This is a genomic window from Nocardia acidivorans NBRC 108247 (genome assembly GCF_001625085.1).
Classification (GTDB): Bacteria; Actinomycetota; Actinomycetes; order Mycobacteriales; family Mycobacteriaceae; genus Nocardia; species Nocardia acidivorans.
On the sequence record NZ_BDAW01000020.1, the window covers coordinates 11,777 to 35,444 of the forward strand.

The window sequence follows — 23,668 nt, forward strand, 5'->3', positions numbered from 1 at the left end:
GATTCCGTCAGGAGTGTCGGAAACACAGTGTGCCCCACTGGAATCCGGCACCGATGGCGGAAAGCAGATAGGTGTCGCCCGCACCGACCCGGTGTTCGGTGCGGGCCTGATGCAGTGCGGTGAAAACCCCGGCGGAGCCGGTATTGCCGAGCCGGTCCAGGGTGACCGGCGCGCGGTCCATCGGCACACCGAGTTCGGCCATGGCCGCCTGGAGAATATTCAGATTCGCCTGGTGCAGGAAGAAGTGGTCGATCTCGGCCACGGTCAATCCGGCGCGGTCCACGGCGGTCCGAATACTGTGCGGGAGAGCGCGTGTCGCGGTCTCCCAGACGGCACGGCCGTCCATCTTCAGGTAGTGCGCGCGGTTCGCCACGGTGTCCGCGCTGGTCGGCGATCGGGAACCACCCGCCGGAATCTGCACGTCATAGGAGAGTTTCGAGCCGAAGTCCCAGGAGAGCAGACCCGCCCCGGCCGCCGCGCCGCGCTTGAGCACCACGGCTCCGGCGGCATCACCGAAGAACACCCCGGTGGTCCGCTCCAGTGGATCGGTGACCCGGGACGCGCAGTCCGCGGCGATCACCAGCACCGCGCGCGCCGACACCTCCAGCAGATGCGCCGCGAGCAGAATCGCCTGCAGCCCGTTGGCGCACGCGGCCTGGGTGACATCCAGCGGTAGCGCGCGCTCCGCGCCGAGCTGCTCCTTGACGATCAGCGCGGTCGACGGCAACGGTTGATCGCCGGTGTAGGAGGCCACGATGACGGCATCCAGATCGGCGGCCGCGATTCCGGCGTCGAGCAGCGCCGGTCGGCCCGCGGCCACGCACATATCCGAGACCGCCTGATCCGGGGCCAGCCGGCGGCGTTCCCGAATGCCGGTGCGGCGCACGATCCATTCGTCGGTGGTGTCGAGCGTCTCGGTCAGCTGCCGGTTGGTGACGACGGTCGCCGGCAGATGAATTCCACTGCCCGCCACCGTGATCGGAATGGCCAGGCGGACATCGACGGCGCAGTTCCCGGCCGCCTCCTCCAGCCCGTTCACAGCGTCGCCGCGAAGGCCGCGGTATTGCGCTCGGGGGTGATCAGCTCGGCCAGGTCCACGTAGAAACGGCCCGATTCGCAGGCTTCGCCCAGCAGGATGCGCCGTGCGGCCTCGGTGACCAGCGCACCGCCGAGCGCCACATCGGAGGCGAGCTGCGGCCAACTGCTCAGCGTGCGACCGATTTCCGGGAATGCGGCGGCCAGTTGCGGACTGATGCGGTCCGCGTCGACCATGGCCAGAATCAGCTCGGCGCGCTCCGCGGCGCTCAGCCCCGCCAGCTCGGCGGCGCGGGTGTCGCCCAGTCGGCCGTGCAGCAGCGGTCGATCCGGCTCCAGATCGAAGCGCTCGATATCGAGCATGCCGCGGTCATTGCAGTCCATCACCACCGGAATGCCCACCGCGCGTGCGTATTCGCGGGCGGCGAGCTTGATGTACGGGGTGTCGCACTCCTCCACCAGCAGGTCGATCGGGGTCTCGGCGCCGTGGAAGAACTCCTCCATGGTGGCGTCGGTGAGGCCCTGCGGCAGGATCTCCACCTCCAGGTACGGGTCGATCTCATAGAGCTGGCGGGCGCAGAGCACCGCCTTGCCGACGCCGAGATCGTGGACGCCCGCGCGCAGCCGATTCATATTCGACAGGCTCAGCTCGTCGAAGTCGGCGAGCCGGAACGCGCCGCCCACACCCTCCAGGGCCAGGGTGATCGCGGCGCTACTGCCCACCGACAGCCCGATCACCCCGATCCGCCGCCCGAGCAGTCGGCGCTGTTGCGGGCGCTGGATCTTCTCCCGATTGCGATCGGTGCGCACCAGGCGGAACTCCTCGCGCGGCAGCACGTGCACCAGTCGCCCCGACCACGGATACCAGGCCCACGCACCGTACGACCAGGGCTCGGCCCCGGCCAACTGTTCGCGCACCCGCTCCGCCAGTTCCGCCTCGGTGAAGCGGCGATGCGGTTCGCGACTGCGGATCAGCTCGATCAGCTGGCTGTCGATGGTGTCGTGCACGGCGGTGACGTCGTCGGATTCCAGCATGGCGCTGAAGGCCGCGCGGTCGACGTCGTTGCGGGGTTCGAAGAGCACCGGACGCCAGCAGTCCGGCGCGCGGGTGCGCGCCGTGCGCAGCGCCACCGGTTCGGGATGCCGCTCCCGCTGTTCGACCACCCACTCGCCACCGCCGGCGGCGGCCAGCGCGGGGAACTTCGCGCGCCATTCGGCGACGAGGTCGGTGTATTCCCCTGCGCCCCTGTCGGTCCGGTGCACCAGGATGACGACGTCCTCGGCATAGCGCTCGACGTACCGGCGGGTGCCCGGTACCGGTTGGAAGCCGAAGCGGCCGTGGAATCGGTCCTGCCCGTCCCCGGTGCCGGAGGTGCCGATCATGATCTCGGCCCCCAGATGGTGCGCAGCGCCGATGGCGACGGCATTCAAACAGACCCCCAAACCTAATTTGCGGGATCGTTGCTCGATCACCAATCGGCTGTGTTCGAAGACCGCCTCGGGCGCAACCCCCTCGGCCTCGAGCACCCTGCGGTACTCGGTCTCGCCGAGGAAAACGCGCGACTGGAACAGCTCTTCGGTACCGGGTGTGGCGAGTCTGATATAGCCGAGCGGTTCACCGTCCGGATCCCGTCTGGCGATGAAATGCCATGCGCCGTAATCCAAGTCCTGGTCATCGCGATGGGAGCCGTCCTCGGCGCGGAAGTCGGGCCGGCGGCCGTGGTCGTAGAGGATGCGGGCGCGCATCTCGCGCACCCGTCCCACCAGACCCTCGTGACCGGTGCCGTACCGCGGCACGTGAAAAGCCGAAATATGCCATTGCGCAGGAACATTGGTGTCGTCCACGGAACCGTCCCGGGTCGTCCGAGGTCCACCGGAGAATGCCACGCAGAATTCCCTTCCGAGTGAAAGAATTTGAGACCGTGTGGTACGCGATCAGTGCCGGAAGTTGAAGCTGAAAGCTGAATCGGCATGCACCGAAACACGTTTGCTGAAGATTAGCAGGACGCGATTTCAGTACCCCGGATTGGACACGGGGCATCGGCGCGCGCCGAACTGCGTGGTCTGATTACCCCGCGCGGACGGGTCGCCGTGTGCGAGCACCGCGGGGTTCGGTGGTAGCGGGGACCGAGGCGCGTCGGCCGGGCAATGGTGATAGCTTTCCGGCTATGACTGATGAGGGGGGCTCGGGGGGCCTGTTCGTCGTCCCCGAGGATGTGCGAGCGCTGGGCAAGTTCGCGCTGGACGTAGCGGAAACCTTACGTTCGTCACTGGAATCGACAGGGCGAGAGGTTGATTCGCTCACCTGGACCGGCACCGCGGCCACGTCCTTCGGCACCGGCTGGAACGAATGCGCCGAAGGCGGGCGGACGATCATCGATGCCCTGACCACAATGGCCGGCAAGCTGGGTGTGGCCGCCGAAACCTATACCGGCCAGGACCTGCTGTCCGCCGACCGGTTCACGAGCTTGGATCTGCCGTGAGCGACGAGTACTCGGTGAATCTGACCGAACTGGACGCCATCGTGGCACGGATGTCGAACCTCGCGAAATTTCTGGGCGATCAGTTCACCGCTCTCGATCGTGAGGTCGCCAAGCTGCGCGCGGGCGGCTGGGACAGCGCGGGAGCCGCCGCGTATGAGGACGCACATCGCCAATGGCTCACCGGCGCGCAGGAATTCGCACGGGGGGTGACGGACATGAGCACCGTGGCCCGCAACGCACACGGCCAGTACACCGCGGCGATCGGGGCGAATACCCAAATGTTCGGCGGCAGGTGACCTCGTGGTCAGCGTGAACCCGCAGACGTTCTACGACGGTGCCAAAACCCTCACCGATCTCGGTGTCGATATCGATGCCGCCACCACCAAACTCGTGAACGCGCTCTACGGCACCGGATCGATGTCCGGGTCCAGTGACGCGGCCAAGCAGTGGGCCACCAGCTACGACACTCGTGCTTCCGACACCATCGACAATGGCCGCAAGCTCGCACAGACACTGAAGTATTTCGCCGGTCTGGTGAGCCTGGCGGGCTACAACCACGCACTCGCCAACTACAACGCGGACACCAACCCCGCCAAGGGCGCCGGTCCCACCAAACCGGCCTCAGCAGAGGTCCCAGTGGAATTGTGCTGGGTCGGTCCGTCCTCCGCCGGAGGCCCCGGCGACGGACTGTTGTGCGGTATCGCCCAGGTAATGGAGAAGATCCACGTCCACATCCCGGATGGCGACACCGACAAACTCAGCAAGGCCGCCGGCGCCTGGCACGACTTCGCCGCTACCGAATCCATCGCCCAGGCCGCCTACCGCATCAGCGGCGTCAACAACACCCTGGCCAAGATCGACTCACCCGAAATCGGCGACCTACTGGACCAATTGGCCAAACTCAAACGATCCGGGCACAACGTCTACAAGTCCGCCGATCAACTCGGCACCGCCTGCGAGAACCTCAACAGGCCCCTCCTCGAGCTGCGCAAAGCCATCGAGACCGCCTTCAAGGAACTCGAGAAGGCGATCATCATCTACCTGGCGATCGATATCCTCGCAGCCCTGGTCACCGCCGGAGCCGGGTTGGTTCTCAGCGCCGTCACCGCAGCGAAGTTCGCCAAAGACATTGACGCCTGTGCCACAGCGGTCACCGAAGCCGTGACCGCGGCAAAAATAGATGACGCCCTCACTGTCGCAGCCAAAGCAGAACGCGTGCTCGCCAACACAGGCAAGGAACTCGACGATGTCGCTGCCCTCGAAGCCAAGACCATCGAGGAGGAGGTAGCCGGTGCCGGGGGAGTTACCACTAAAGCAGCTCTCACGGATGCGGACTTGCGTGCGCTGGAGGACTACACTGGGATGGGTTTTCAGAAACTGAATGAAGTGCTCAGGAATGGGACGGCAGATGCGGCCCAACAGGCCCGAATAAAAGCCATTGAGGATGCGCTTGCGAAGTTACCGGACTACAACGGAGTTGTATACCGGGGCACCAATTTACCCGCAGACGTACTCTCAACATATCAAAAAGGCGAAGTAGTTACCGAGGATGCCTTCACCAGCACAACATCTAGAGCAGACGGCACATTTCCTGGAGATGTCGAATTTGAGATTGTATCGAAAACTGGAAAGAATATAGATCCGTACTCATTGGCCCAAGGTGAGGACGAAGTACTCTTTCCCCCTGGCAGTAACTTCTTCATTCTGGATAGGTTTACAGATTCTGTGACAGGTAAGACGATCATTAAAATGCTCGAAAGGTAGCGTAACTATGAGTGAGAAGTTCGCGGGAAAGACCTTCTCGACACCGGAAGAGGCCGCCGTACAGCCACCGAACGATGAGGAGATAGCTGCGGCGCTTCATCTTTTGGGCGAAGCCAGGAAGAAGCGGGACGCTGTGCGACCCGAAGAGCGCGTGGAGCTTGGTCACAAATTCTACGACGACACCAGTGGGACAGAATTCGATCCTGACCATCGTTGATGGCACGTGTTCTCCGTGCGACCAAAGGCTACCAATGATCACTGATCCAGACCGCGCGGCTGCTCGCCGCGCTTATATTCAGAATGTGATTTCGCAGGTTCGAGGTCAGGCCCAGACGTCCGGTGGGGCGGTGGTCGTTGAAGTCGATATGAATGGAACTATCACCGATCTCCGGATCTCGCAGTCGGCGATGTCTGTCGAGCCCGCGCGATTGGCTAAAGCCATATCGCAGTGCCATGAGACTGCCAGGCAGCGAGCCGAGGCTGAGGTCACGAGGGTATTCGCGGAGCTGGTGGATTCGCCTGAGCGGGCGATACCGAAAGCTGAACCCAAATCGGAAGTGTGGGAAGAGCCCGCTCCGGTGCGCATCACTCATTCGATGTAGCTTCGTGAGGTTTGCGGTCTCGAAGGTCAGTTGATCGCGTCGGTGAACCAGTCGAGGATTTCCTCGCCGGCTCGAATGCCGGAGGCCGCGGTGACGGTCAGGTTCGGGTGGGTCCAGCCGAGTTGCTCGAGCTCACCGTGGCGAGGGCGGATGGCGCTGTGGGCGGCGCGCAGCATTTCGGCATCGAGAGCACCGTCGCCTGCCGCGAACAATCGGGCGGAATCGTCCAGATCGCCCGAAAGTTCCAGGCGACGGCGGACTTCGGCTACGGCGCGGCTCTTGCACACCGCATCGGGCATGGTGTAGATTTTGCGGCCCTGTTGGGAGGCGGACCAGCCGCGGGGGCGGCACCAGGCGTCCCATTCGGCCAGGAAGTCGGCGGGGAGGTGGTCGAGGTCGACCACCAGGTAGCAGAAGAGGTGGTCGGCGACTCGGAATTTCTTCGCCCACGAGTCCTCTATGCGGGTCAGCAGTTCGGCGTTCACCGCGGAGAGGGTGGCGCTGCTCGTGCGCACCCGCGCGTCGAGGGTGCTGCGCCAGCGGGTGTCCGGGATGCCGTTGTGCAGAATATTGCCGCCATTGGTGGTGACGGCGTAGCGCCACGGTGCGCCCGGGAGGCCGATTCGCTTGAACTGCTTGATGGTTCGCGTGGTGGTGGGAATGACGGCCGCCGTCCGCGCCAGGGTGCGCAGGCTCTCGACGGCGGCGATCGTCATATACGACAGCGGTGCGCCCTGGTAATGCTCCACGCAGACCGCGGGCGGATTCGGGTCCGCGCCGAAGGCGTTGCGGGAGTAGATCATGGTGCGATCGAGATCGGTCGCGATCAGTGTTTCCCTGCGCGACAACGGTTTCCGGCTCACGACTCGGCCACGTCCTTGATCAGTCCCATACAGGCGTAGGCGAGGTCGGGCACCACCTCGACGGGCACGTCCCGGGCGGCGGCGAGCATGCGGATATGCGCGTGCTCGGGGGCGTCGGCCTCACGGACCAGCACCCGCCACGGGACGCGGCGCAGCAGCACCCGGGTCGTCTCGCCCACACCGGGTTTCACGAAATTCACGCTGGCCACGCCGTACGCCGCGCGGACCTGTTCCACCGAGGCCCATCCGGCCCAGGTGGGGGTGCGGTCGGAGTTCCGCACCGATTCGAGGTGCGCGGCGACCCGGGGGCGCACGGTGTCGAAGGCGGCCGTCACCGCGTCGAGCAGCCGGCCCGAGACATCGTCGGCGGCGAGTTCGGCATAGAACTTCGCACCGTGGTAATCGCCGGGGCCGATCAGGGTGTCGTTCAGCACCGTGCGCGAAACCAGCCCGGAGACGGTGGAATTCAGACAGGCCGAGGCGATCAGGAAATCATCGCGGGTGCCGTAGGTGCTGACGCAGGCGCCCGGATCGGCGAGCACCGCCAGATCGGGATTGAACCGCGCCCCGCCCGCCGCGGCGTAGGCGTCGAGCGCCTCGGCCAGTTCGCGGGTGATCGCGCCCTTGCCGGTCCAGCCGTCCACGAAGACGATATTCGCCGGATCATGATGCCGGGCAAGGTAATCCAGTGCTACCGCATCGATACCGCGATCCCGCACGATCGACACCGCGTAGTGCGGAACATCCAGGCCGCGGGTGGCCAGCCACCGCCGCATCAGCACCCCGACCGGAGTTCCGGCCCGCGCCAGCGACACCAGCACCACATCGTCACCGCGCTCGGCCACGACCAGTTCGGCCACGGTGGCCACCGCCAGCGCCAACCGCTCGGCACTCTCGGACAGCACCCGGTCGAAAAGCTCCCGGTACGCCGCATCGGGCTGGTACTCGACCGGCAGCGACTCCGCGTAATGCGCGATCCCCGCCTGGATCCGCCGTTCCCGTTCCGCCACATCGGCTTCCAGATCCGCACCGGAGAGATCCTTCAGCAGCCAAGCCACTTCGTCCGCCGCATAGGACCCGAACTCGGGTCCGCGCAACGGTTCGGGCAATATCCGATCCGCCCCCGCCTCGCGGCGGAGCTGCCCTTCCGCCGGGAAGCGCTCACGCCGTACGGCCCGCAATGATTGCGGGTCGGCCCCGGGCACCACGGCCAGCACCACGTCCGCACCGGAGGCGGTCAGCACATCGATCAGGCCGCCCGCGGCCGTAAGTCGTTCGGTATCAGCGGGTTCGTCGATCACGACCACCAGAATCGGTTCGACAGCCGCGGGTTCCGGCCACGCCGCGTTGTAGACGAACCGCGGCGCGTCCTCACCGAGTTCCGGTGCGGTGAAACGGAATCCGCGGCGCAGCGGATATCCGGGCTCATCCAGCACATACGCCGGTGAACGAGTCGTCGTCTGGTACCGCGTGGGCACACCCGCGTCGGCCAGTACCGCCGCCAGCCGCAGCGGTAGGTACATGAGCTCCTCGTGCGCCAGCACGATCACCGGACGCGGCAGTAACCCTTCATCCCCCGTGCCGCGTTCCGAAGCAACTGATTTCAACTCGGCGCGACCAACCGCGGCGCTGTCCGCGGTATCCGCGGCGGGGGCCGACGACACCGCGGAATCGATGCCGCTCCACGGGAGTGCGGCGATACCCGCTCGTAGTGTCGCGGCCGCGGCGGACAGCGCGGCCTCGAACATCGCGATGTCGGCATGCAGCACCCCGTGACGTCCACCCTCGGGTACGGCATCCGGCCACGGCAATTCGATGCGCGCGTTCCGGCCTCGGTTCGCGGCCACCGGGTTCAGGATCGGATCCGGCAGGGCGGCAACGGAATCGATCAGGCTCTCGGGGAGGAGGGTTTCGCCGGAGGCGAGGCAGACCGTGTCGATGGTGGCGCCGAGCTCGACGGCGGCCGCTGCGAAGGCCGCCTTGTCGCTCTCGGTGCGCATGTCGACCAGGGAGGCCAGGATGTAGTGCGGGCGCGGAGTGGAGGCGTGCAGCGCCCGGATCGCATCGAGTGCGGTTGCGCCGGTGGAGATTTCGTCATCCACCAACACCATGGGCAGCTCGTTGCGGAAGATGTCGGCGGGCATCGGTTGCAGGAGGTGGGAAGTCGCATGCGAATGCCCCTCCTCGAAAGCGGTGAGGGTGTGCGCCGTCGGCACATCGCGGCGGGTGGAGTGCAGGTAGCACTGAGCACCGATCCGCGCCGCCACGATATGGCCGAGTCCCGTTGCGGTCTCGGCGAATCCGAGCACGACCGCGTGGGAGGCACGCGGACTCGCGCTGGTCTGCCCGTCGCTGACCGCGGCGCTGTCGCCCGTCGGGGCGGGTCCCGCGTTGGCCGCGTGCTCGCCGAGGAGGGTCAGCACCAGATCGCCCAGTCGATCGCCCGCGTCGATGACGCGGTGCGGATCGGTGGGGAGGTGTTTGCCCAGCACGGTGGAGACCAGCAGGTGCGCGCGCCGGGGATTGCGCCGCAGCCCCGGTTCGATCAGGGCCGGGATATCCCAGTCCCGACTCCCGGCGTCCGAGACGTGGCTGTCACCGTGCCGGAGTCCGAAACCGAGTTCGCGGGTCGCCCAGGGCTGCACGGTCACTGTGCCCTCAGAACCCGAAGTCACGATGCCACCAGCACTTTCAATAGATCCACGAAGGAGACGCCCTTATTTGTGACTCCGAAAACTCTTGCCCGCAGGATGGTTTGGCGCGCCCAGCTGCGATGCGGCTTCATCTCGTTCATTTTGTTGCGATACTCCGAGGCCGCCACACCGCCGGAGTCCTCGCGCAGGATGTCCAGCGCGTCGGAGTACTCCTCGTGGGTGACCACCGACAGCGCGTGCACCACCGCCACATGCGAGGGGTGGATGACCGTCTTGCCCTGAATGCCATTGGCGCGGTCCAGGGTTATCTCGCGCAGCAGTCCGTCCAGATCCCGGCTGACCAGGTACTGCCGGAACGGCACCGCATCGGCCTCGGAAAAGGGTGAGGTGCGCAGTTGCGGCCGGAACATGCGCTCGTGATCGGCGAAGTACTCCCACACCGGTCCGGTGATGGTGAATCCCGTTCCGTCCGTGCGCCCCAGATAGTTCACGATATCGGCGATCACATCGGCGACCACCCGCACGTCGTAGATGGTCAGATCGCGATCACGCCGAATTCCGAAGGTGGAGCACATATCCGTGGCGCCGATGCGCACCGCGAGCACGCTGTCGCGGCGGGCGGTGAGCATGTCCTGGATGCGGTGCAGCTCCAGATCGCGGGTCTGCCGGTGCACCAGCGCCGGAGATTCCAGCACCGGCATGCCGAAGACCTTGCGGCCCAGCGTCTTCGACGCCGCGTCGAGGGCATCGAGGTATCTCGCGCCGGAGGTGCTGTCGAATTTGGGGAAGACGAATCCGGTGAGCGCTCGCGCACCCGGCCCGAGGGTGGCCACGATCTCGCCCACGGTCTCGGCATCGCGCACCCGTACGAACAGCAGCGGATACGCCGCGACGCCGCTGCCGAGTTCGTCCAGGGTCCGCGCGGCCTGCTTCTTCCCGTACTCCAGGTCGTGGTCGGGGACCGCGTCCTCGAGGTCGATGACCATGGAGCAGACCCCGCGCGCGGCCCGCCGCCCAATGGTGGCGGTGAGGTCGTCGCGGGTGGCCGGGACGTACAGCGTCGCGCCCAGGGCCATCGACAGCAGATCGCGGTCGGTGGAGTCGCCGAAGGGTTCGGGCAGGCGGTGGAAGAGCAGTCGCAGTTCCGGCCCGGGTACCTGCGGGAAGTGGCGCATGGGGAAGCGCTTGTGCAGGGATACGGGGGCGACTTCCGGATAGGTGCTGATAATCGCGGTCATCGACCCCCGTGCCTCCTACTGTTCGGTCGGTTTATCTATCGGTACTTCGCATGCGTTCGACAACACCCGCTATGAACGCCGAGACGGCATCCAGTTCGGAGATATACGCCCAATAGTCCGGATGCGGGCCGGTGAGCCCGGCGACCACGCGATCCAGGCGTTCGGACTGGGCATCCAGTACCGAACCCCACTGCGGGACGAGACCGTTGTTCACCGCCAGCATCTGCGCGTCCCGCAGTTTGAACCGGACGGTCTTGGCCTTCTCCTGTGGCTTCTCGCGGACCTCGCGCAACAGTGCCAGACGGTCGGTGACGGCGTCGGCCTGCTCCTCCGCGGAGGCGAGGTGCCCGCGGGCGGATGTGGTCAATTCAAGCGTTTGCTCCGGGTCGTTGTTCTGCAGTGCGGCCCGCGCCCGGGACAGGTCCGCGGCTGCGGCGTCGATCGCTCGGTGGGCTTGCCGCTCATTGTTCGCCAAATCCGCCGAACTCGCAGCGTTGAACTCTCGGAGCAGGGAAGACAGCGCGGGGGCGAGTCGCTCGGTGCGATGCTGGGCGGCCGCCAGCCGGGTACCCGCCGATGCCAGTGCGGTGGTCGCCGAATGCTGTTTGCCCGGTGCGTCTTCCAGTGCCCTTGACAGTGCGCGGGTGCGATTCTCCAACTCCGTCGCGGCCGCACGAGTCGCGCCCACACCGGCGCTCGCGGCCGACTCCAGTGTGATGAGACCCTCATCGACCGCGGCCTTGGACAGCAGCACCGACCCATACCCGGAGAACGGTGAGTCGTCCGCGGCCTGCCGGGCCCGCTGGGCCGCCGAGCGCACCTGCGCCACCAACTGCGGCACCGAACCGTACACCGCGACCGCGTGCTCGAGATGCGCCTGATTGCCGCGATAGAAGTCGTCCACCCCGCGCGCGGCTTCGGCGAGTTTGCGGATCTGCCCGTCGATCTCGGCCTGCGGAATCGATCCGCCCTCCCGTTCGGCCTGGTCCAGGCGCTCGTTCAGGGCCAGATAGGAGCCCGCGGCGTCATAGCAGCGCGCTCGCACCCGATCCCACTGCGCGGCCATACCGCGCTCGGGAAACACCTGCGCGGAAGCCGCGACGGCATTCTCGGCAATGCTCTGCCGGGTGTCCATGTCCAGGAAGGCGGCGGTCAGCGCCGTCCGGGCCTGCTGCACCCATTCTGTGTCCCGGGGGGACCGGAACCATCCGCGTCTACGGCCTGCCACGCCCCGATGTTAGGTGCCCGTTCACATCGCGGGCGACTGTCGCGATGAACCGGGTGACATGTCGCGTGACAGGCTGGTGCCGGGGGATGTCCTCGGTTTGTTCATGCACAAGCTCGCGGAAAACTACTAGGGTCGTACGTGCGGACCCGGCAATTCGGACATGCCGCGCTACAAGAACGTTTGAACGCTTTCCAACGGAAGGGATTCCCGCATGGGTGTCAGTTTGTCCAAGGGCGGCAATGTTTCGCTGACGAAGCAGGCCCCGAACCTCACCGCCGTGTCGGTCGGCCTCGGCTGGGACGTGCGGACCACCACCGGGACCGACTTCGACCTGGACGCGAGCGCGATCGCCACCGGTGCCGACAAGAAGGTTGTCTCGGACAAGCACTTCGTCTTCTTCAACAACCTGACCTCGCCCGAAGGCTCCATCGTGCACACCGGCGACAACCTCACCGGTGAAGGCGAAGGCGACGACGAGATCATCAATATCGATCTCGCGGCCACCCCGCCCAGCATCGAGTCCATCTTCTTCCCGGTCTCGATCTACGAGGCGGATCAGCGCGGCCAGAGCTTCGGCCAGGTCCGCAATGCCTACATCCGCGTCGTCGACCGCGCCAACGGCGCCGAGCTGGCCCGCTACGACCTCACCGAGGACGCCTCCACCGAGACCGCCATGGTCTTCGGCGAGCTGTACCGCAATGGCGCCGAGTGGAAGTTCCGGGCCATCGGCCAGGGCTACGCGTCGGGTCTGTCCGGTATCGCCCGCGACTACGGCGTCAACGTTTAATCGAATAGTTCGACGCGCCAGGGGGGCTCGGGTACAGGGGCCCTCCTCGTGCGAGCATTTCCGATCCTGACTTCGATCTCGGCACTACGAAAGGCCCCCTAGCGGTGCGTATTTTCGGCCTCTCCATCATCGTCTCGGTGCTCGCCCTGATAGCGGCATTCGTGTACGGCGGTCCGACAGCGCTGGCACTGTGCGCCATCCTGGGCGTCCTCGAGGTGTCGCTGTCGTTCGACAATGCCGTCATCAATGCCAGTGTCCTGCAACGGATGAGCGAGTTCTGGCAGAAGATCTTCCTTACCGTCGGCGTGGTCATCGCCGTCTTCGGCATGCGACTGGTCTTCCCACTCGCCATCGTCTGGGTCACCGCGGGCCTGGACCCCAAGCGCGCGTTCGATCTGGCGATGAACCCGCCCGAGGACGGCGCGCTCACCTTCCCCGACGGCAGCGCCTCCTACGAGAAGCTGCTCACCGACGCGCATCCGCAGATCGCCGCCTTCGGTGGCGCGTTCCTGCTGCTGCTGTTCCTGAACTTCATCCTCGAAGAGCATGAGATCACCTGGCTCGGCTGGATCGAGCGCCCGCTGGCCAAACTCGGCAAGCTGGACATGCTCTCGGTCGTGCTCACCCTGCTCGCCATCGTCATCGCCGCCGAGGTCATCGCGGACGCCGATGACCGTGGCACCGTGCTGCTTTCGGGCGTACTGGGTGTGGTGACCTACATACTGGTCGACGGGCTCGGCTCCATGTTCCACACCGAAGAGCTCGAAGAGGGGGCCGAGACCGGTCCCGGCGGTGCGGTCAAGGCGGTCGGCAAGGCGGCGTTCTTCCTGTTCCTGTACCTGGAAGTGCTCGACGCCTCGTTCTCCTTCGACGGCGTCATCGGCGCGTTCGCCATCACCTCGGACCCGATCCTGATCGCCCTGGGCCTGGGTCTGATCGGCGCCATGTTCGTCCGCTCCATCACCGTGTACCTGGTGCGCAAGGGCACGCTCTCGGAGTACGTGTACCTGGAGCACGGCGCGCACTGGGCCATCGGTGCGCTGGCGATCATCCTGCTCGTCTCGATCGGCGTGCACGTCAACGAGGTGGTCACCGGTCTGGTCGGCGTCGCGTTCATCGGCGCGGCCTTCATCACCAGCATCATTCGCAATCGACGGGCGGATGACGACGAGTCCAAAAGTCTGACCAGCGAGGAGCCGACACCGGTCGGCTGAGTTCCACAGCCCCGTTTCCCGCGCCCGGCATGCGATTTCGCGTGCCGGGCGCGGTCGCGTTCAGAGCATGCGACGTGGGCGCACCATGAACCTGGCCCGCCGCACCGACATTCGCGTCCACAGTCGCTGCTGTATCGCCAGCGTCACCCAGCCCGCCAGGGCCATGCCCGCGACATTCACCAGCAACTGCGCCACGCTCCCCCAGATGGTCGACCCATTGCCGAAGGCCACCCCGAGCGCGATATTCCCGGCGGCGGGCACCGTGGTCACCGAGATGAAAACTCCGGCCAGGCCAACCGATTTCGCCGAGGTGATGGAGAGCACGCCCGCCGCGGCTGCCACCACCGCCACGATGAACGACCACTTGTCGGGGGTGTAGATGAAGTGCGTGCTCGGGCGCGGGCCGATCACATTGTCCAGGGTGATCCACCCCAGCCCGCGCGCCATCAGCGCCAGCACGATGGTGATGCCGATGGCCACCACGAAACCCGCCACCAGGGTGCGAATCGCCAATTGCAGCAGCACGAATCGCCGCCGCACCAGGGCCACGCCGAGTGCGGCGATCGCACCGAATTCCGGGCCGAGCACCATCGCGCCGATCACCAGAATCTGCGAATCCAGCACGATGGCGATACTCGCGATGATCGTCGCCAGCGTCATGAAGCTCAGATAGGTCCAGTTGAGCTCGGTCTCCTCATAGGAGCGCTGGGTCACCTCCGCCCACACCACCGCATCGGCGCTACTGCCCGGGGTGCGGACCTCGGCCTCGAAACCGCTGCGCGACAACCAGTTCCGCACCTCCTCGATCTCGATGCTGCCCTCGCGATGCACCTTCAGCGCGCGCAGCCGGTCGATCACGTCATTGGCGGCCTCGCGGGCCACCTGGGCGGTGACCACATCACCGGCCGGGCGCACCGCCGCACCCCGGAAAACGGCGAGACCGGTGACGGCCTCATCGCATTCCAGGGCGCCGAGCACCGCATCGGTCATCGCGGCGGGAGCCATGATCCGCAGGTTCAACATGGGCACAGTCTGCCCGGTCAGACCCCGGCGGGTTCGGGCGCCAGCGGCTTCGGCGCGGCGAGCGCGGGGGCCGCCGCGGGAGCCTTGCGCGAGGCCGGCACCATGCCCACGATTCCGACGGCGAGTCCGGCAATGGTCATGGGGTGCAACGGTTGTGCGATGAACAGCCAGGCCAGCACGGCGGTGGTGACGGGGGTGGCGAAGAAGAGCTTGCCGACCCGGGTGGCGTCCCAGCGCCGCAGCATGGCGTTCAGCAGCAGGAACGCGCCCATGGAGTTGACCAGCACCATCCAGGTCAGCGAGAGGCCGAACCGGCCCGGATCGCTGATGTGGAAATTGCCGCTCAACAGTACGAGGAGACCGGCGAACGGGGCACTGACCAGCTGGTGCACGGCGGTCGCCGCGCGCGAGTCCACGGTGGGGGTGAACCTCTTCTGGTAGACGGTGCCCAGGCTCAGGCCGAGCAGGCCGATCAGGCAGAGCAGCAGGCCCGGCCAGGAGAAATGGGATTGATCGCTGACCGCGAAGGCCACACCGAGGCCGCCGATACCGAATCCGAGCCACTGCCGCTTGCTGATGTGTTCACCGAGCAAACCCGAGAACAGCGCGATGACAACGGGATTCAAGCCCTGCACCAGGGAGATGACCGCGGCGGAGACGTGTTCGCCCATGGCGGTGTAGAAGGCGCCGAACTGCACGATCTGCATGAGCAGCCCGGCGATCATGACGTGCCGCAGTTGTCTGCCGCGCGGCCAGACCGCGTGTACCGCAAGGCCGTACAGCACCAGCAGGGGTCCGGCGACGACGTAGCGGCCCAACAGCACCACCATGGGCGGGGCCGCGCCGACGCCGATGATTCCGACGATGAACGCGCTGCTCCACATCAGCACGAAGACGGGTTGTGCGATCCCGTCCATGAGTCGGTTCCGCATCGCCATCTCCCATCGAGTAACCGCTCGAGCCGGTTGTTACCCTGCGCGCCGTCGACGTAACCTGTCAAGGGGGTTATGGTGAAAATATGTTCACCTTCGTCAGCGGCAATCTGGCTTTGGACTTCATCGGCACCGTGAAGGCCCGGCGATCCCGGTTCGAGGACACCCTCGAAACCCCCGCCGACCTCGGCATCTGGGCGGTACAGGCGGATCTGCTGGACACCGCGCCCCCGGCCGACGCCGCCGAATTGGCGCGCGCCACGCGATTACGCGAAGCCACCTGGCGCATGACGCTGGCGGTCATCGCCGGCGAGCCCGTCGCCGACGCCGATCGGCGACTGGTCAACGAGATCGCCCGCGGCCCGCTGCCCGTGGTCGAACTCACCGCCGAGGGCGGCGTACGGCGCAGCGGCACCAGCGAATCGGTGCTCGCCGCCATCGCCCGCTCGGCCGTCGAACTGGCCGGCGGCGGGGATCGCGATCGGGTCCGCGAGTGCGGGCGCGCGGACTGCACCCGGCTCTACGTGGACACCTCGCGCGCGGGCTCACGCCGCTGGTGCGATATGACAATCTGCGGAAATCGGGCCAAGAGCGCGGCATTTCGCGCCCGCAATACCGAAAACGATTCAGCGGCAACGCATTAGAGCGCCGAATACGCCAAAATCGGTGCGCGGTCCCGATCGAACTCGTCCGCCGTGCCCTCCCGCGCGCGCGGCTTGGCCCGAATGAACAGGAAGAACAGGACCAGCAACAGCGCCGCCCGGCCCCAGACGCCGAACTGCACCACATTCTCCTCGAGCTCCGCGGAATGCCCGGAACCCAGCGCGTAGAAGTACCGGAACACCCCGATCCCGATGGCGGCATCGGCCAGCAGATACACCACGATCAGCGACCAGCGCACCCGCAGCAGCACCAGGAACGGGATCAGCCACAGCGTGTACTGCGGTGAATGCACCTTGTGGAACAGCAGGAATCCGCACAGCATGGCCCCGCTGACACCGATCCACGGATACACACCGGTGACCGCGAAACGCCGCCAGCCCAGCCACGCCGCCAGCGCGAAGGCCGCCAGGATCAGCACCGGCGAGGCCACCGCTACCACATCCTGGAAGGCGGACTCATCGGCGGCGGTCTTGCCGAACATCGGGCGCAGACCCCAGTACCAGATCGAATTGGTGGTGATATCGGCCTGCCGCAACTGCTGGAAGGTGATCGACGCCCGCCAGCCCTCATAACCGGCCAGCGCGAACGGCAGATTGACCAGCACCACCGTGCCGATCGCCGTCGCGGCCACCGCGAGCGCGCCCCGCACATCGAACGGACGCGGCGACCGCGCGTCCACACCCTGCTCCGGTTCGCCGACCAGTACGTATAAAAGCAAGGGCAGCACGAAGATTCCGGGATACAGCTTCAGGCAGAAGCCGATGCCCAGCAGCATCGCGGCGGCAATCGCACGGGCGCGCAACGAGTATCGGGTCATGCTGGTCACGATGTACACCGCGCCGACCGCCGCGCACACCACGGGCAGCTCCCAGTTGTGGAAGGCGTACAGGATCAACGGCGGTCCGGCCGCCCACAGCAGCGCGGCGCGACCGCCCATGCGGCCCAACATATAAGCGGTCAGCAGCGCGAACGGGGCCAGCAGCAGCGCCGAATGCAGCAGAAACGCCGCGTCATCGTGCGCGCCGATCGCGCCCAGCCACATGAAAAGCCCACTCAGCACCGGATATTCGACCGCGCCGCCGGTGAGCGCGCCGTCCGGGGTGATCCCACCGCTCAGATACGGGAAGACATGCTCGTTGATATCGCGGCCCAGCCACAGGAACTGGATATCGGAATAGCAGACCGCCGAATCCTTCACCGAATCGAAGATGGTGCTGCGGCCGTTTTCGTCGAAGGGCGCGCCCGCGCAGCGCGCCTTATTGAAGTAGGCGACCAATAGTGTGACCGCGCACACCATTACGGAGACGAAGCCGAACGACGACCACACCGAGCCCGGGCGGCGGTCGGCGACCGGCTCACTGGCGACGGGTCGGTTCGGCATGGCCCCCACCCTAGGGCCAGCGCCCCGGTCCCGGCCCGTCAAACCCGGGGACCGAGCCGATTTCGCAGCTCACAACCGGTTCATGTAGCCTTGGCGGGTTGCTGACGCAACGAACCCTCCTGCCACGGATCGTCCGTGGCCGTATAAGCCCATAGGAGGTGATGAGGTCCGTGCGTCATTATGAAGTGATGGTTATCCTCGATCCGAGTCTGGACGAGCGCACCGTTGGCCCGAACCTGAACACCATGCTCGGCGTGGTTGGTTCAGAAGGCGGCAAGGTCGACAACGTCGACATCTGGGGCAAGCGTCGTCTCGCTTACGAGATCGCCAAGAACGCCGAAGGCATCTACGCCGTCGTCAAGCTGACCGCCGAGCCGGCGACCGTCAGCGAACTCGATCGCCAGTTGGGCCTCAACGAGTCGGTGCTGCGCACCAAGGTGCTGCGCCTCGGCAAGAAGTAGGTCCTGCCCCCCGCATGTGCGCTCACAATGCGTCGGTCTGTGTCTCTAGGCTGAGCGCAACAGGCGAGTGCACTGCGGACTGCACCGGATAGCAGGAGGAACCATGGCAGCAGGCGACACGGTCATCACCGTCATCGGAAACTTGACGGCTGACCCCGAGCTTCGATTCACGCCCGCGGGAGCGGCCGTCGCGAACTTCACGGTCGCGTCGACTCCCCGTGTGTTCGACCGTAATACCAATGAATGGAAAGACGGCGAAGCGCTTTTCCTGCGCTGCAACATCTGGCGAGAAGCTGCGGAGAATGTCGCCGAGAGCCTGACCCGTGGATCTCGGGTGATCGTGAGTGGTCGACTGAAGCAGCGCTCCTACGAAACCCGCGAGGGTGAGAAGCGCACGGTCGTCGAGCTCGAGGTCGAAGAGGTCGGTCCCTCCCTGAAGTACGCGACCGCGAAGATCAACAAAACCACCCGTGGCGGTGGCGGCGGAGGCTTCTCGGGCGGCGGTGCTCCTCAGGGTGGCGGCCAAGGCGGCGGTTTCTCCGGCGGTGGCAGTGGCAGTGGCGGAGGTCGCGGCGGCCAGAGTGCCGGCGACGACCCGTGGGGCAGTGCGCCCGCGGCCGGCTCCTTCGGGGGCGGGCAGCAGATGGACGATGAACCGCCGTTCTAGGCAACGGCTTTCGCAGGGAGCCTGAGAGCTCCCCCAGGATTACGGAGTAAAACTCATGGCCAAAGCACCGGCACGCGAGAAGGTGCTGAAGAAGAAGGCTTGTGCTTTCTGCAAGGAAGCCAAGACCGGCACCGTCAATATCGACTACAAGGACACCGCGCTGCTGCGCAAGTACGTGTCCGATCGCGGCAAGATCCGCGCGCGCCGGGTGACCGGCAACTGCGTGCAGCATCAGCGCGATGTAGCCGTTGCCGTCAAGAACTCCCGTGAGGTCGCACTGCTGCCTTACGTGTCCACGGCTCGCTGAGAAGGGAAGACACAGCAATGAAGTTGATTCTGACTGCTGATGTGGATCACCTCGGTGCGCCCGGCGACACCGTGGAGGTCAAGGACGGTTACGGCCGTAACTTCCTGCTGCCCCGCGGCCTGGCGATCGTCGCCACCCGCGGTGCCGAGAAGCAGGTTGCCGGCATCCGTCGTGCCCAGGACGCGCGCAAGGTGCGCGATCTGGATCACGCCAATGAGCTGAAGCAGGCTCTCGAGGGCCTGACCGGCGTGGCGCTGTCCGTCAAGACCGCGGGCACCGGCAAGCTCTTCGGTTCGGTCACCGCCGCCGATATCGCCTCGGCGATCAAGGCCGCCGGTGGTCCGGTTGTCGACAAGCGCAGCATCGAGCTGCCGAAGGCTCACATCAAGAGCACCGGCAAGCACAGCGTCGTGGTGCACCTGCACCCCGATGTGGCTGCCAAGTTCGACCTGCAGGTCAACGCCGCCGAATAATTCGGCGCGAAAGCGGAGGCCGCCTTCGCACTCTCGGGTGCGTGGGCGGTCTCCGATTTCATTTCGCTATGGGCTGTTTGCCAGGTTGTGGATGGTTGAGCAAACCAACCGCTCTCTTTGTGTAGCAGATCACAAGCTGGTGAAATAGTGTTCACCGAACACGCCCGAAGGTGGACGGACGGCGACACGCCGGAGCAATTCGTTCCACAGTTGCCAACAGTGAGAACTAGGCCGCTACCTGGGCGTTAATCATCCCAGCCCACTGTTGTCCCCACGTTATCCACAGGGGGTGCACAACGGTTGGTGAACAACACCCACTTTATCCACAGGTGTATTCACAGCTCGGTTTGTCGGTGCCTGTCCGGTCGCCTAGGTTCACAGCGTGGCAGACCGAATCTGTCGGTGTGCAGGCGTAGAACGGTGAGGGATTCCGCTTCCGGGCCGTAGGAGAGAGGACGGGTCGAGATGGCAGTCATCGACGATCGCGGCCACGACGACAACGGATCCTCCCAATACCGTGAAGCCCCCGGTGAGGATTTCGGCCGCCAGCCTCCGCACGATATGGCCGCCGAACAATCGGTGCTGGGCGGCATGCTCCTGTCCAAGGACGCCATCGCCGACGTTATCGAGGTCATTCGCCCCGGCGACTTCTACCGCCCCGCCCACCAGGCCGTCTACGACGCGATCCTGGACCTCTACGGCCGCGGTGAACCCGCCGACCCCGTCACCGTCTCCGCCGCCCTGGACCGCAAAGGCGAACTCAAGCGCATCGGCGGCCCCCCGTACCTGGTCACCCTGACCCAAACGGTCCCCACCGCCGCCAATGCCGGCTACTACGCCGAAATCGTCGCGGAGAAATCCGTCCTGCGCCGCCTGGTCGAAGCCGGCACCCGCATCGTCCAATACGGCTATGCCGGCGCCGACGGCCAAGACGTGGCCGAAGTGGTCGACCGCGCCCAAGCCGAACTCTACGACGTCACCGAACGCCGCAGCAGCGAAGACTTCCTCCCCCTGGAAGACCTGCTCCAGCCCACCATGGACGAAATCGACTCCATCGCCAGCCGCGGCGGCATTTCCCTGGGCGTCCCAACAGGTTTCACCGAATTGGACGAACTGACCAACGGCCTGCACGCCGGCCAGATGATCATCGTCGCGGCGCGACCCGGTGTGGGTAAGGCTCTCGCACTGGACACCCCGCTGCCCACGCCCACCGGGTGGACCACCATGGGCGAGGTCGCCGTCGGCGATCTACTCCTGGACGCCGACGGCCGGCCGACCAGGGTGGTGGCGGCCACCGAGGTCATGACCGACCGCCCGTGCTACGAGGTCGAGTTCTCCGATGGCACAGTTCTCGTCGCGGATGGGCAGCACCAGTGGCTCACGGAAACGCGCGCATCGCGGCGATCGGCGCAGGCCGCGGCGACCGGTTACAACCGAATTCGCAATCAAAGAACCTTCGCCGGAGTCAGGACGACCGCTGAGATCGCGGCAACCCTGCGCTGCGATACCGCCGACCGGCGTCTCAACCACAGCGTGGTCAATGCCGCCGCGCTTCAGCTGCCGCAGCGCGATTTGCTGGTCCCCCCGTACACATTGGGTGCCTGGCTCGGTGACGGAACCTCCGCCGCGGCACAGCTCACCACGGCCGATCCCGAAATCCTCAGCCGTATCGAGGACGAGGGAATCGTTACCGTGCAGTCGAAGTCGGTCGCGCTGCGTTATCACCTGCGATTGCCGGCCGAAACTGCGATGGCACCGCGTCACTGCGGCGTCTGCGGTGGCCCTTCGATCGGGCTCCGCATGTGCCAAACCTGCCGCCACACCGTCGGTTCGGTGCAGGCTCGGCTCCACACCCTCGGCGTACTCGGCGACAAACACATTCCGGTGGAATATCTACGCGCCTCCGAGACTCAGCGGCGAGCCCTGCTGGCGGGCCTGCTCGATACCGACGGCACCGTAACCAAGGGCGGTTCGGTGCAGTTCGCCGTGACCAGCGAACGTCTTGCTCGCGATGTCGAGGAGCTGATCGTCAGCCTCGGCTACCGTTGCCAGTTGTCGACGAAACGCGTTCGCGGCCGGACCGAGGAATCATCGACCGCTTATACCCTGACCTTCGCGACCGAGGACGAGGTTTTCGGTCTGAGCCGAAAAGAACTGCTACACAAGAAGCGTCGCGGTGCGACCGATACCTCGAACTCTCGCTTCATCGTGGATGTACGGCCCATCGCGAGCGTCCCCGTCCGCTGCGTGGAGGTCGACAATATCGATCATCTCTACCTGGCGGGCCGCGCCATGGTCCCCACCCACAACTCCACGCTCGGTATGGATTTCATGCGGAGTTGCTCAATCAAGCACGGCATGGCGAGTGTCATTTTCTCCTTGGAAATGAGCCGCACCGAAATCGTCATGCGCCTCCTATCGGCCGAAGCGAAAATCAAACTCGGCGATATGCGCTCCGGCCGGATGAGCGATGACGATTGGACCCGCCTTGCTCGCCGTATGAGCGAGATCAGCGAAGCCCCTCTGTTCGTGGATGATTCGCCGAACCTCACGATGATGGAAATCCGCGCCAAGGCCCGCCGTCTCAAACAGCGTCACGACCTACGCCTCATCGTCGTGGACTACCTCCAGCTGATGAGCTCCGGTAAGAAGGTCGAATCCCGCCAGCAGGAAGTCTCGGACTTCTCCCGAAGCCTCAAACTGATGGCCAAGGAGTTGGAAGTTCCCGTCATCGCCATCAGTCAGCTGAACCGTGGTCCGGAGCAGCGAACCGATAAGCGACCCATGGTGTCCGATTTGCGCGAATCTGGTTCGCTCGAGCAGGATGCGGACATGGTCATCCTGCTGCATCGCCCCGATGCCTTCGAACGGGACGACCCCCGGGGCGGCGAGGCCGACCTCATTGTCGGTAAACATCGAAATGGCCCGACAGCAACCATTACCGTGGCGCACCAACTGCACCTCAGCAGGTTTGTCGACATGGCACGAGGCTGATCGTCTCCGGGGTGTCAGGGAACCACCACGATTTTGCCGCGCACCCGGCCGGATTCGCTCGGCCGATGGGCCTGCGCGGCCTCGGTGAACGGGAGCACGTGCGATACCTCGGCGCGCAGCGCACCGCGCTCGACCGCTCGGGGCCGATCTCCGGCAGCCGGCCAACGCCATGGGGCAGTGGACGCTGCGGCATGTAGACGAAATCAATTCGGCCCGAGCGTATTCGACGAGCGTGCGGCCCGTGAACCGGAGCTGCTCAGTTCCTGACGGCGAGCAGGCAACCCTGCGGGGTGCGCTCATCGGGCAGGGCGGTGCGGGACAGCCGCGCGGTGACGGTGAAGCCGAGCTCCTCCAGGGTGGCTGCCAGGGTATCGGGGGCCCAGCGGTAGGAGGGGGCCACCTTGTGATCATGCTCCTGAATGCCGCGGGACTCATCGGAGGCTTGGAAGGCGATGAGAGCGTGCCCGCCCGGGCGGAGCACGCGCGCGAATTCGCTCAGCAGCGCGGGAATTCGATGCGGCGGCGTATGAATAATGGAGTACCAGGCCACGATTCCGGCCAGCGACGCGTCCGCCAGCTCCAGCTTCTCCATGGAGCCGATCTCGAATCGCAGATGCGGCAGGGCGGCGCGCGCGCGGCCGATCATCTCCGCGGATAGGTCGAGGCCGAAAACGTTCAGTCCCAGCTCATCCAGGTAGCGCGTCGCCCGGCCCGGACCGCAGCCGAGATCGGCGACCGGTCCGCTCTCGGTGGCGCCCACCGCCGCCGCGAACACCTCCAGCATCGCCCGGTCGAAGGGGTTCTCCTGGATCGGCTGCCGAAAGGTGGTGTCGTACAGTTCCGCTAATTCGTCATAGCTCTCTCGGGTCACCCGTACATCGTCGATCTCGGTCATGACA

General features: G+C 65.7%; 23 protein-coding genes and 1 pseudogene. 13 read left to right on the top strand and 11 right to left on the bottom strand.

Translation table 11 applies throughout. The features are described 5' to 3' along the window. Positions 1–7 precede the first annotated feature (7 nt). Both NA10_RS12630 and NA10_RS12635 read right to left on the bottom strand, forming a co-directional pair. Positions 8–1,039: a 3-oxoacyl-ACP synthase III family protein gene (locus tag NA10_RS12630; protein WP_084514574.1), complete on the bottom strand. Its 1,032-nt coding sequence runs from the start codon at positions 1,037–1,039 to the stop codon at positions 8–10. Beyond that, positions 1,036–2,880, bottom strand: a complete 1,845-nt coding sequence (locus NA10_RS12635) for a ThiF family adenylyltransferase (RefSeq protein WP_067567624.1) — start codon at positions 2,878–2,880, stop codon at positions 1,036–1,038. Before NA10_RS12635 ends, NA10_RS12630 begins: the two co-directional genes overlap by 4 nt. Positions 2,881–3,203: 323 nt before the next feature. On the opposite strand from NA10_RS12635, the gene NA10_RS12640 reads away from it, so the two are divergent. Genes NA10_RS12640 through NA10_RS12660 form a run of 5 tightly spaced genes read left to right on the top strand, consistent with a single transcriptional unit; the run spans position 3,204 to position 5,884 of the window. Continuing rightward, positions 3,204–3,518: a WXG100 family type VII secretion target gene (locus NA10_RS12640; protein ID WP_067567627.1), complete on the top strand. Its 315-nt coding sequence runs from the start codon at positions 3,204–3,206 to the stop codon at positions 3,516–3,518. Continuing rightward, entirely contained in the window at positions 3,515–3,814 is a 300-nt protein-coding gene (locus NA10_RS12645; protein WP_067567630.1) for a WXG100 family type VII secretion target, read from the top strand. Before NA10_RS12640 ends, NA10_RS12645 begins: the two co-directional genes overlap by 4 nt. A 4-nt stretch (positions 3,815–3,818) precedes the next feature. Next, a complete protein-coding gene (locus NA10_RS12650) occupies positions 3,819–5,282 on the top strand; it encodes an ADP-ribosyltransferase (RefSeq protein ID WP_067567634.1) in 1,464 nt (487 codons plus the stop codon). 7 nt (positions 5,283–5,289) lie between these two features. Next, on the top strand, positions 5,290–5,499 hold the full coding sequence (locus NA10_RS12655; RefSeq protein WP_067567637.1) for a hypothetical protein: 210 nt from the start codon (positions 5,290–5,292) through the stop codon (positions 5,497–5,499). Positions 5,500–5,533: 34 nt separating this feature from the next. Then, positions 5,534–5,884 carry a YbaB/EbfC family nucleoid-associated protein gene (locus NA10_RS12660; protein WP_084514575.1) on the top strand — a complete coding sequence of 117 codons (351 nt, stop codon included), beginning with the start codon at positions 5,534–5,536 and terminating at the stop codon, positions 5,882–5,884. Positions 5,885–5,910: 26 nt separating this feature from the next. On the opposite strand, the gene NA10_RS12665 is transcribed toward NA10_RS12660, so the two are convergent. The 4 genes from NA10_RS12665 to NA10_RS12680 form a co-directional block, all read right to left on the bottom strand. Continuing rightward, entirely contained in the window at positions 5,911–6,687 is a 777-nt protein-coding gene (locus NA10_RS12665) for an HAD family hydrolase (protein WP_067567764.1), read from the bottom strand. 56 nt (positions 6,688–6,743) lie between these two features. Continuing rightward, on the bottom strand, positions 6,744–9,422 hold the full coding sequence (locus NA10_RS12670) for a phosphoribosyltransferase (RefSeq protein ID WP_373862365.1): 2,679 nt from the start codon (positions 9,420–9,422) through the stop codon (positions 6,744–6,746). Beyond that, positions 9,419–10,576: an HpcH/HpaI aldolase/citrate lyase family protein gene (locus NA10_RS12675; RefSeq protein ID WP_067567768.1), complete on the bottom strand. Its 1,158-nt coding sequence runs from the start codon at positions 10,574–10,576 to the stop codon at positions 9,419–9,421. Before NA10_RS12675 ends, NA10_RS12670 begins: the two co-directional genes overlap by 4 nt. 94 nt (positions 10,577–10,670) lie before the next feature. Further along, positions 10,671–11,816, bottom strand: coding sequence for a hypothetical protein (locus tag NA10_RS12680; protein WP_245677167.1), 1,146 nt, complete (start codon positions 11,814–11,816; stop codon positions 10,671–10,673). A gap of 262 nt (positions 11,817–12,078) precedes the next feature. Between NA10_RS12680 and NA10_RS12685 the strand changes: the two genes are divergently transcribed. Together NA10_RS12685 and NA10_RS12690 are read left to right on the top strand one after the other, a co-directional pair. Next, the gene (locus tag NA10_RS12685; RefSeq protein ID WP_067567644.1) at positions 12,079–12,654 is read left to right on the top strand and encodes a TerD family protein; all 576 of its coding nucleotides are present in this window, start codon (positions 12,079–12,081) and stop codon (positions 12,652–12,654) included. 104 nt (positions 12,655–12,758) lie between these two features. Then, entirely contained in the window at positions 12,759–13,868 is a 1,110-nt protein-coding gene (locus NA10_RS12690) for a DUF475 domain-containing protein (RefSeq protein ID WP_218021507.1), read from the top strand. A gap of 60 nt (positions 13,869–13,928) precedes the next feature. Here the strand turns inward: NA10_RS12690 and NA10_RS12695 are convergent, their stop codons facing one another. Both NA10_RS12695 and NA10_RS12700 read right to left on the bottom strand, forming a co-directional pair. Continuing rightward, positions 13,929–14,891: a DUF389 domain-containing protein gene (locus NA10_RS12695; protein WP_067567648.1), complete on the bottom strand. Its 963-nt coding sequence runs from the start codon at positions 14,889–14,891 to the stop codon at positions 13,929–13,931. Between the two features lie 17 nt (positions 14,892–14,908). After that, complete coding sequence (locus tag NA10_RS12700; RefSeq protein ID WP_245677168.1) at positions 14,909–15,823, bottom strand: DMT family transporter; 915 nt, start codon at positions 15,821–15,823, stop codon at positions 14,909–14,911. A gap of 86 nt (positions 15,824–15,909) precedes the next feature. On the opposite strand from NA10_RS12700, the gene NA10_RS12705 reads away from it, so the two are divergent. Beyond that, positions 15,910–16,467 (top strand): CGNR zinc finger domain-containing protein, encoded by a 558-nt coding sequence (locus NA10_RS12705; RefSeq protein WP_067567651.1) that lies wholly within the window; start codon positions 15,910–15,912, stop codon positions 16,465–16,467. On the opposite strand, the gene NA10_RS12710 is transcribed toward NA10_RS12705, so the two are convergent. Beyond that, a complete protein-coding gene (locus tag NA10_RS12710; protein WP_067567773.1) occupies positions 16,464–17,783 on the bottom strand; it encodes a glycosyltransferase family protein in 1,320 nt (439 codons plus the stop codon). The two genes, NA10_RS12705 and NA10_RS12710, sit on opposite strands and share 4 nt — an antisense overlap. A gap of 254 nt (positions 17,784–18,037) precedes the next feature. Here NA10_RS12710 and rpsF point away from each other — a divergent pair, with 254 nt between their 5' ends. From rpsF to dnaB, 5 genes are all read left to right on the top strand, one after another. Further along, positions 18,038–18,328: a 30S ribosomal protein S6 gene (gene rpsF, locus NA10_RS12715; RefSeq protein WP_067567775.1), complete on the top strand. Its 291-nt coding sequence runs from the start codon at positions 18,038–18,040 to the stop codon at positions 18,326–18,328. A gap of 103 nt (positions 18,329–18,431) precedes the next feature. Beyond that, positions 18,432–18,995 carry a single-stranded DNA-binding protein gene (locus tag NA10_RS12720; protein ID WP_067567653.1) on the top strand — a complete coding sequence of 188 codons (564 nt, stop codon included), beginning with the start codon at positions 18,432–18,434 and terminating at the stop codon, positions 18,993–18,995. Between the two features lie 55 nt (positions 18,996–19,050). Continuing rightward, on the top strand, positions 19,051–19,302 hold the full coding sequence (rpsR, locus tag NA10_RS12725) for a 30S ribosomal protein S18 (RefSeq protein WP_067567655.1): 252 nt from the start codon (positions 19,051–19,053) through the stop codon (positions 19,300–19,302). 17 nt (positions 19,303–19,319) lie between these two features. Then, complete coding sequence (rplI, locus tag NA10_RS12730; protein ID WP_067567657.1) at positions 19,320–19,775, top strand: 50S ribosomal protein L9; 456 nt, start codon at positions 19,320–19,322, stop codon at positions 19,773–19,775. Positions 19,776–20,240: 465 nt separating this feature from the next. Further along, positions 20,241–22,769 (top strand): replicative DNA helicase, encoded by a 2,529-nt coding sequence (gene dnaB / locus NA10_RS12735; protein WP_067567659.1) that lies wholly within the window; start codon positions 20,241–20,243, stop codon positions 22,767–22,769. 14 nt (positions 22,770–22,783) lie between these two features. On the opposite strand, the pseudogene NA10_RS39495 reads toward dnaB, so the two are convergent. Next, positions 22,784–22,894 (bottom strand): annotated as a pseudogene (locus NA10_RS39495) (zinc-binding dehydrogenase); the annotation flags it as partial. A gap of 131 nt (positions 22,895–23,025) precedes the next feature. Then, positions 23,026–23,664: a class I SAM-dependent DNA methyltransferase gene (locus NA10_RS12740; protein WP_067567661.1), complete on the bottom strand. Its 639-nt coding sequence runs from the start codon at positions 23,662–23,664 to the stop codon at positions 23,026–23,028. Positions 23,665–23,668 lie beyond the last annotated feature (4 nt).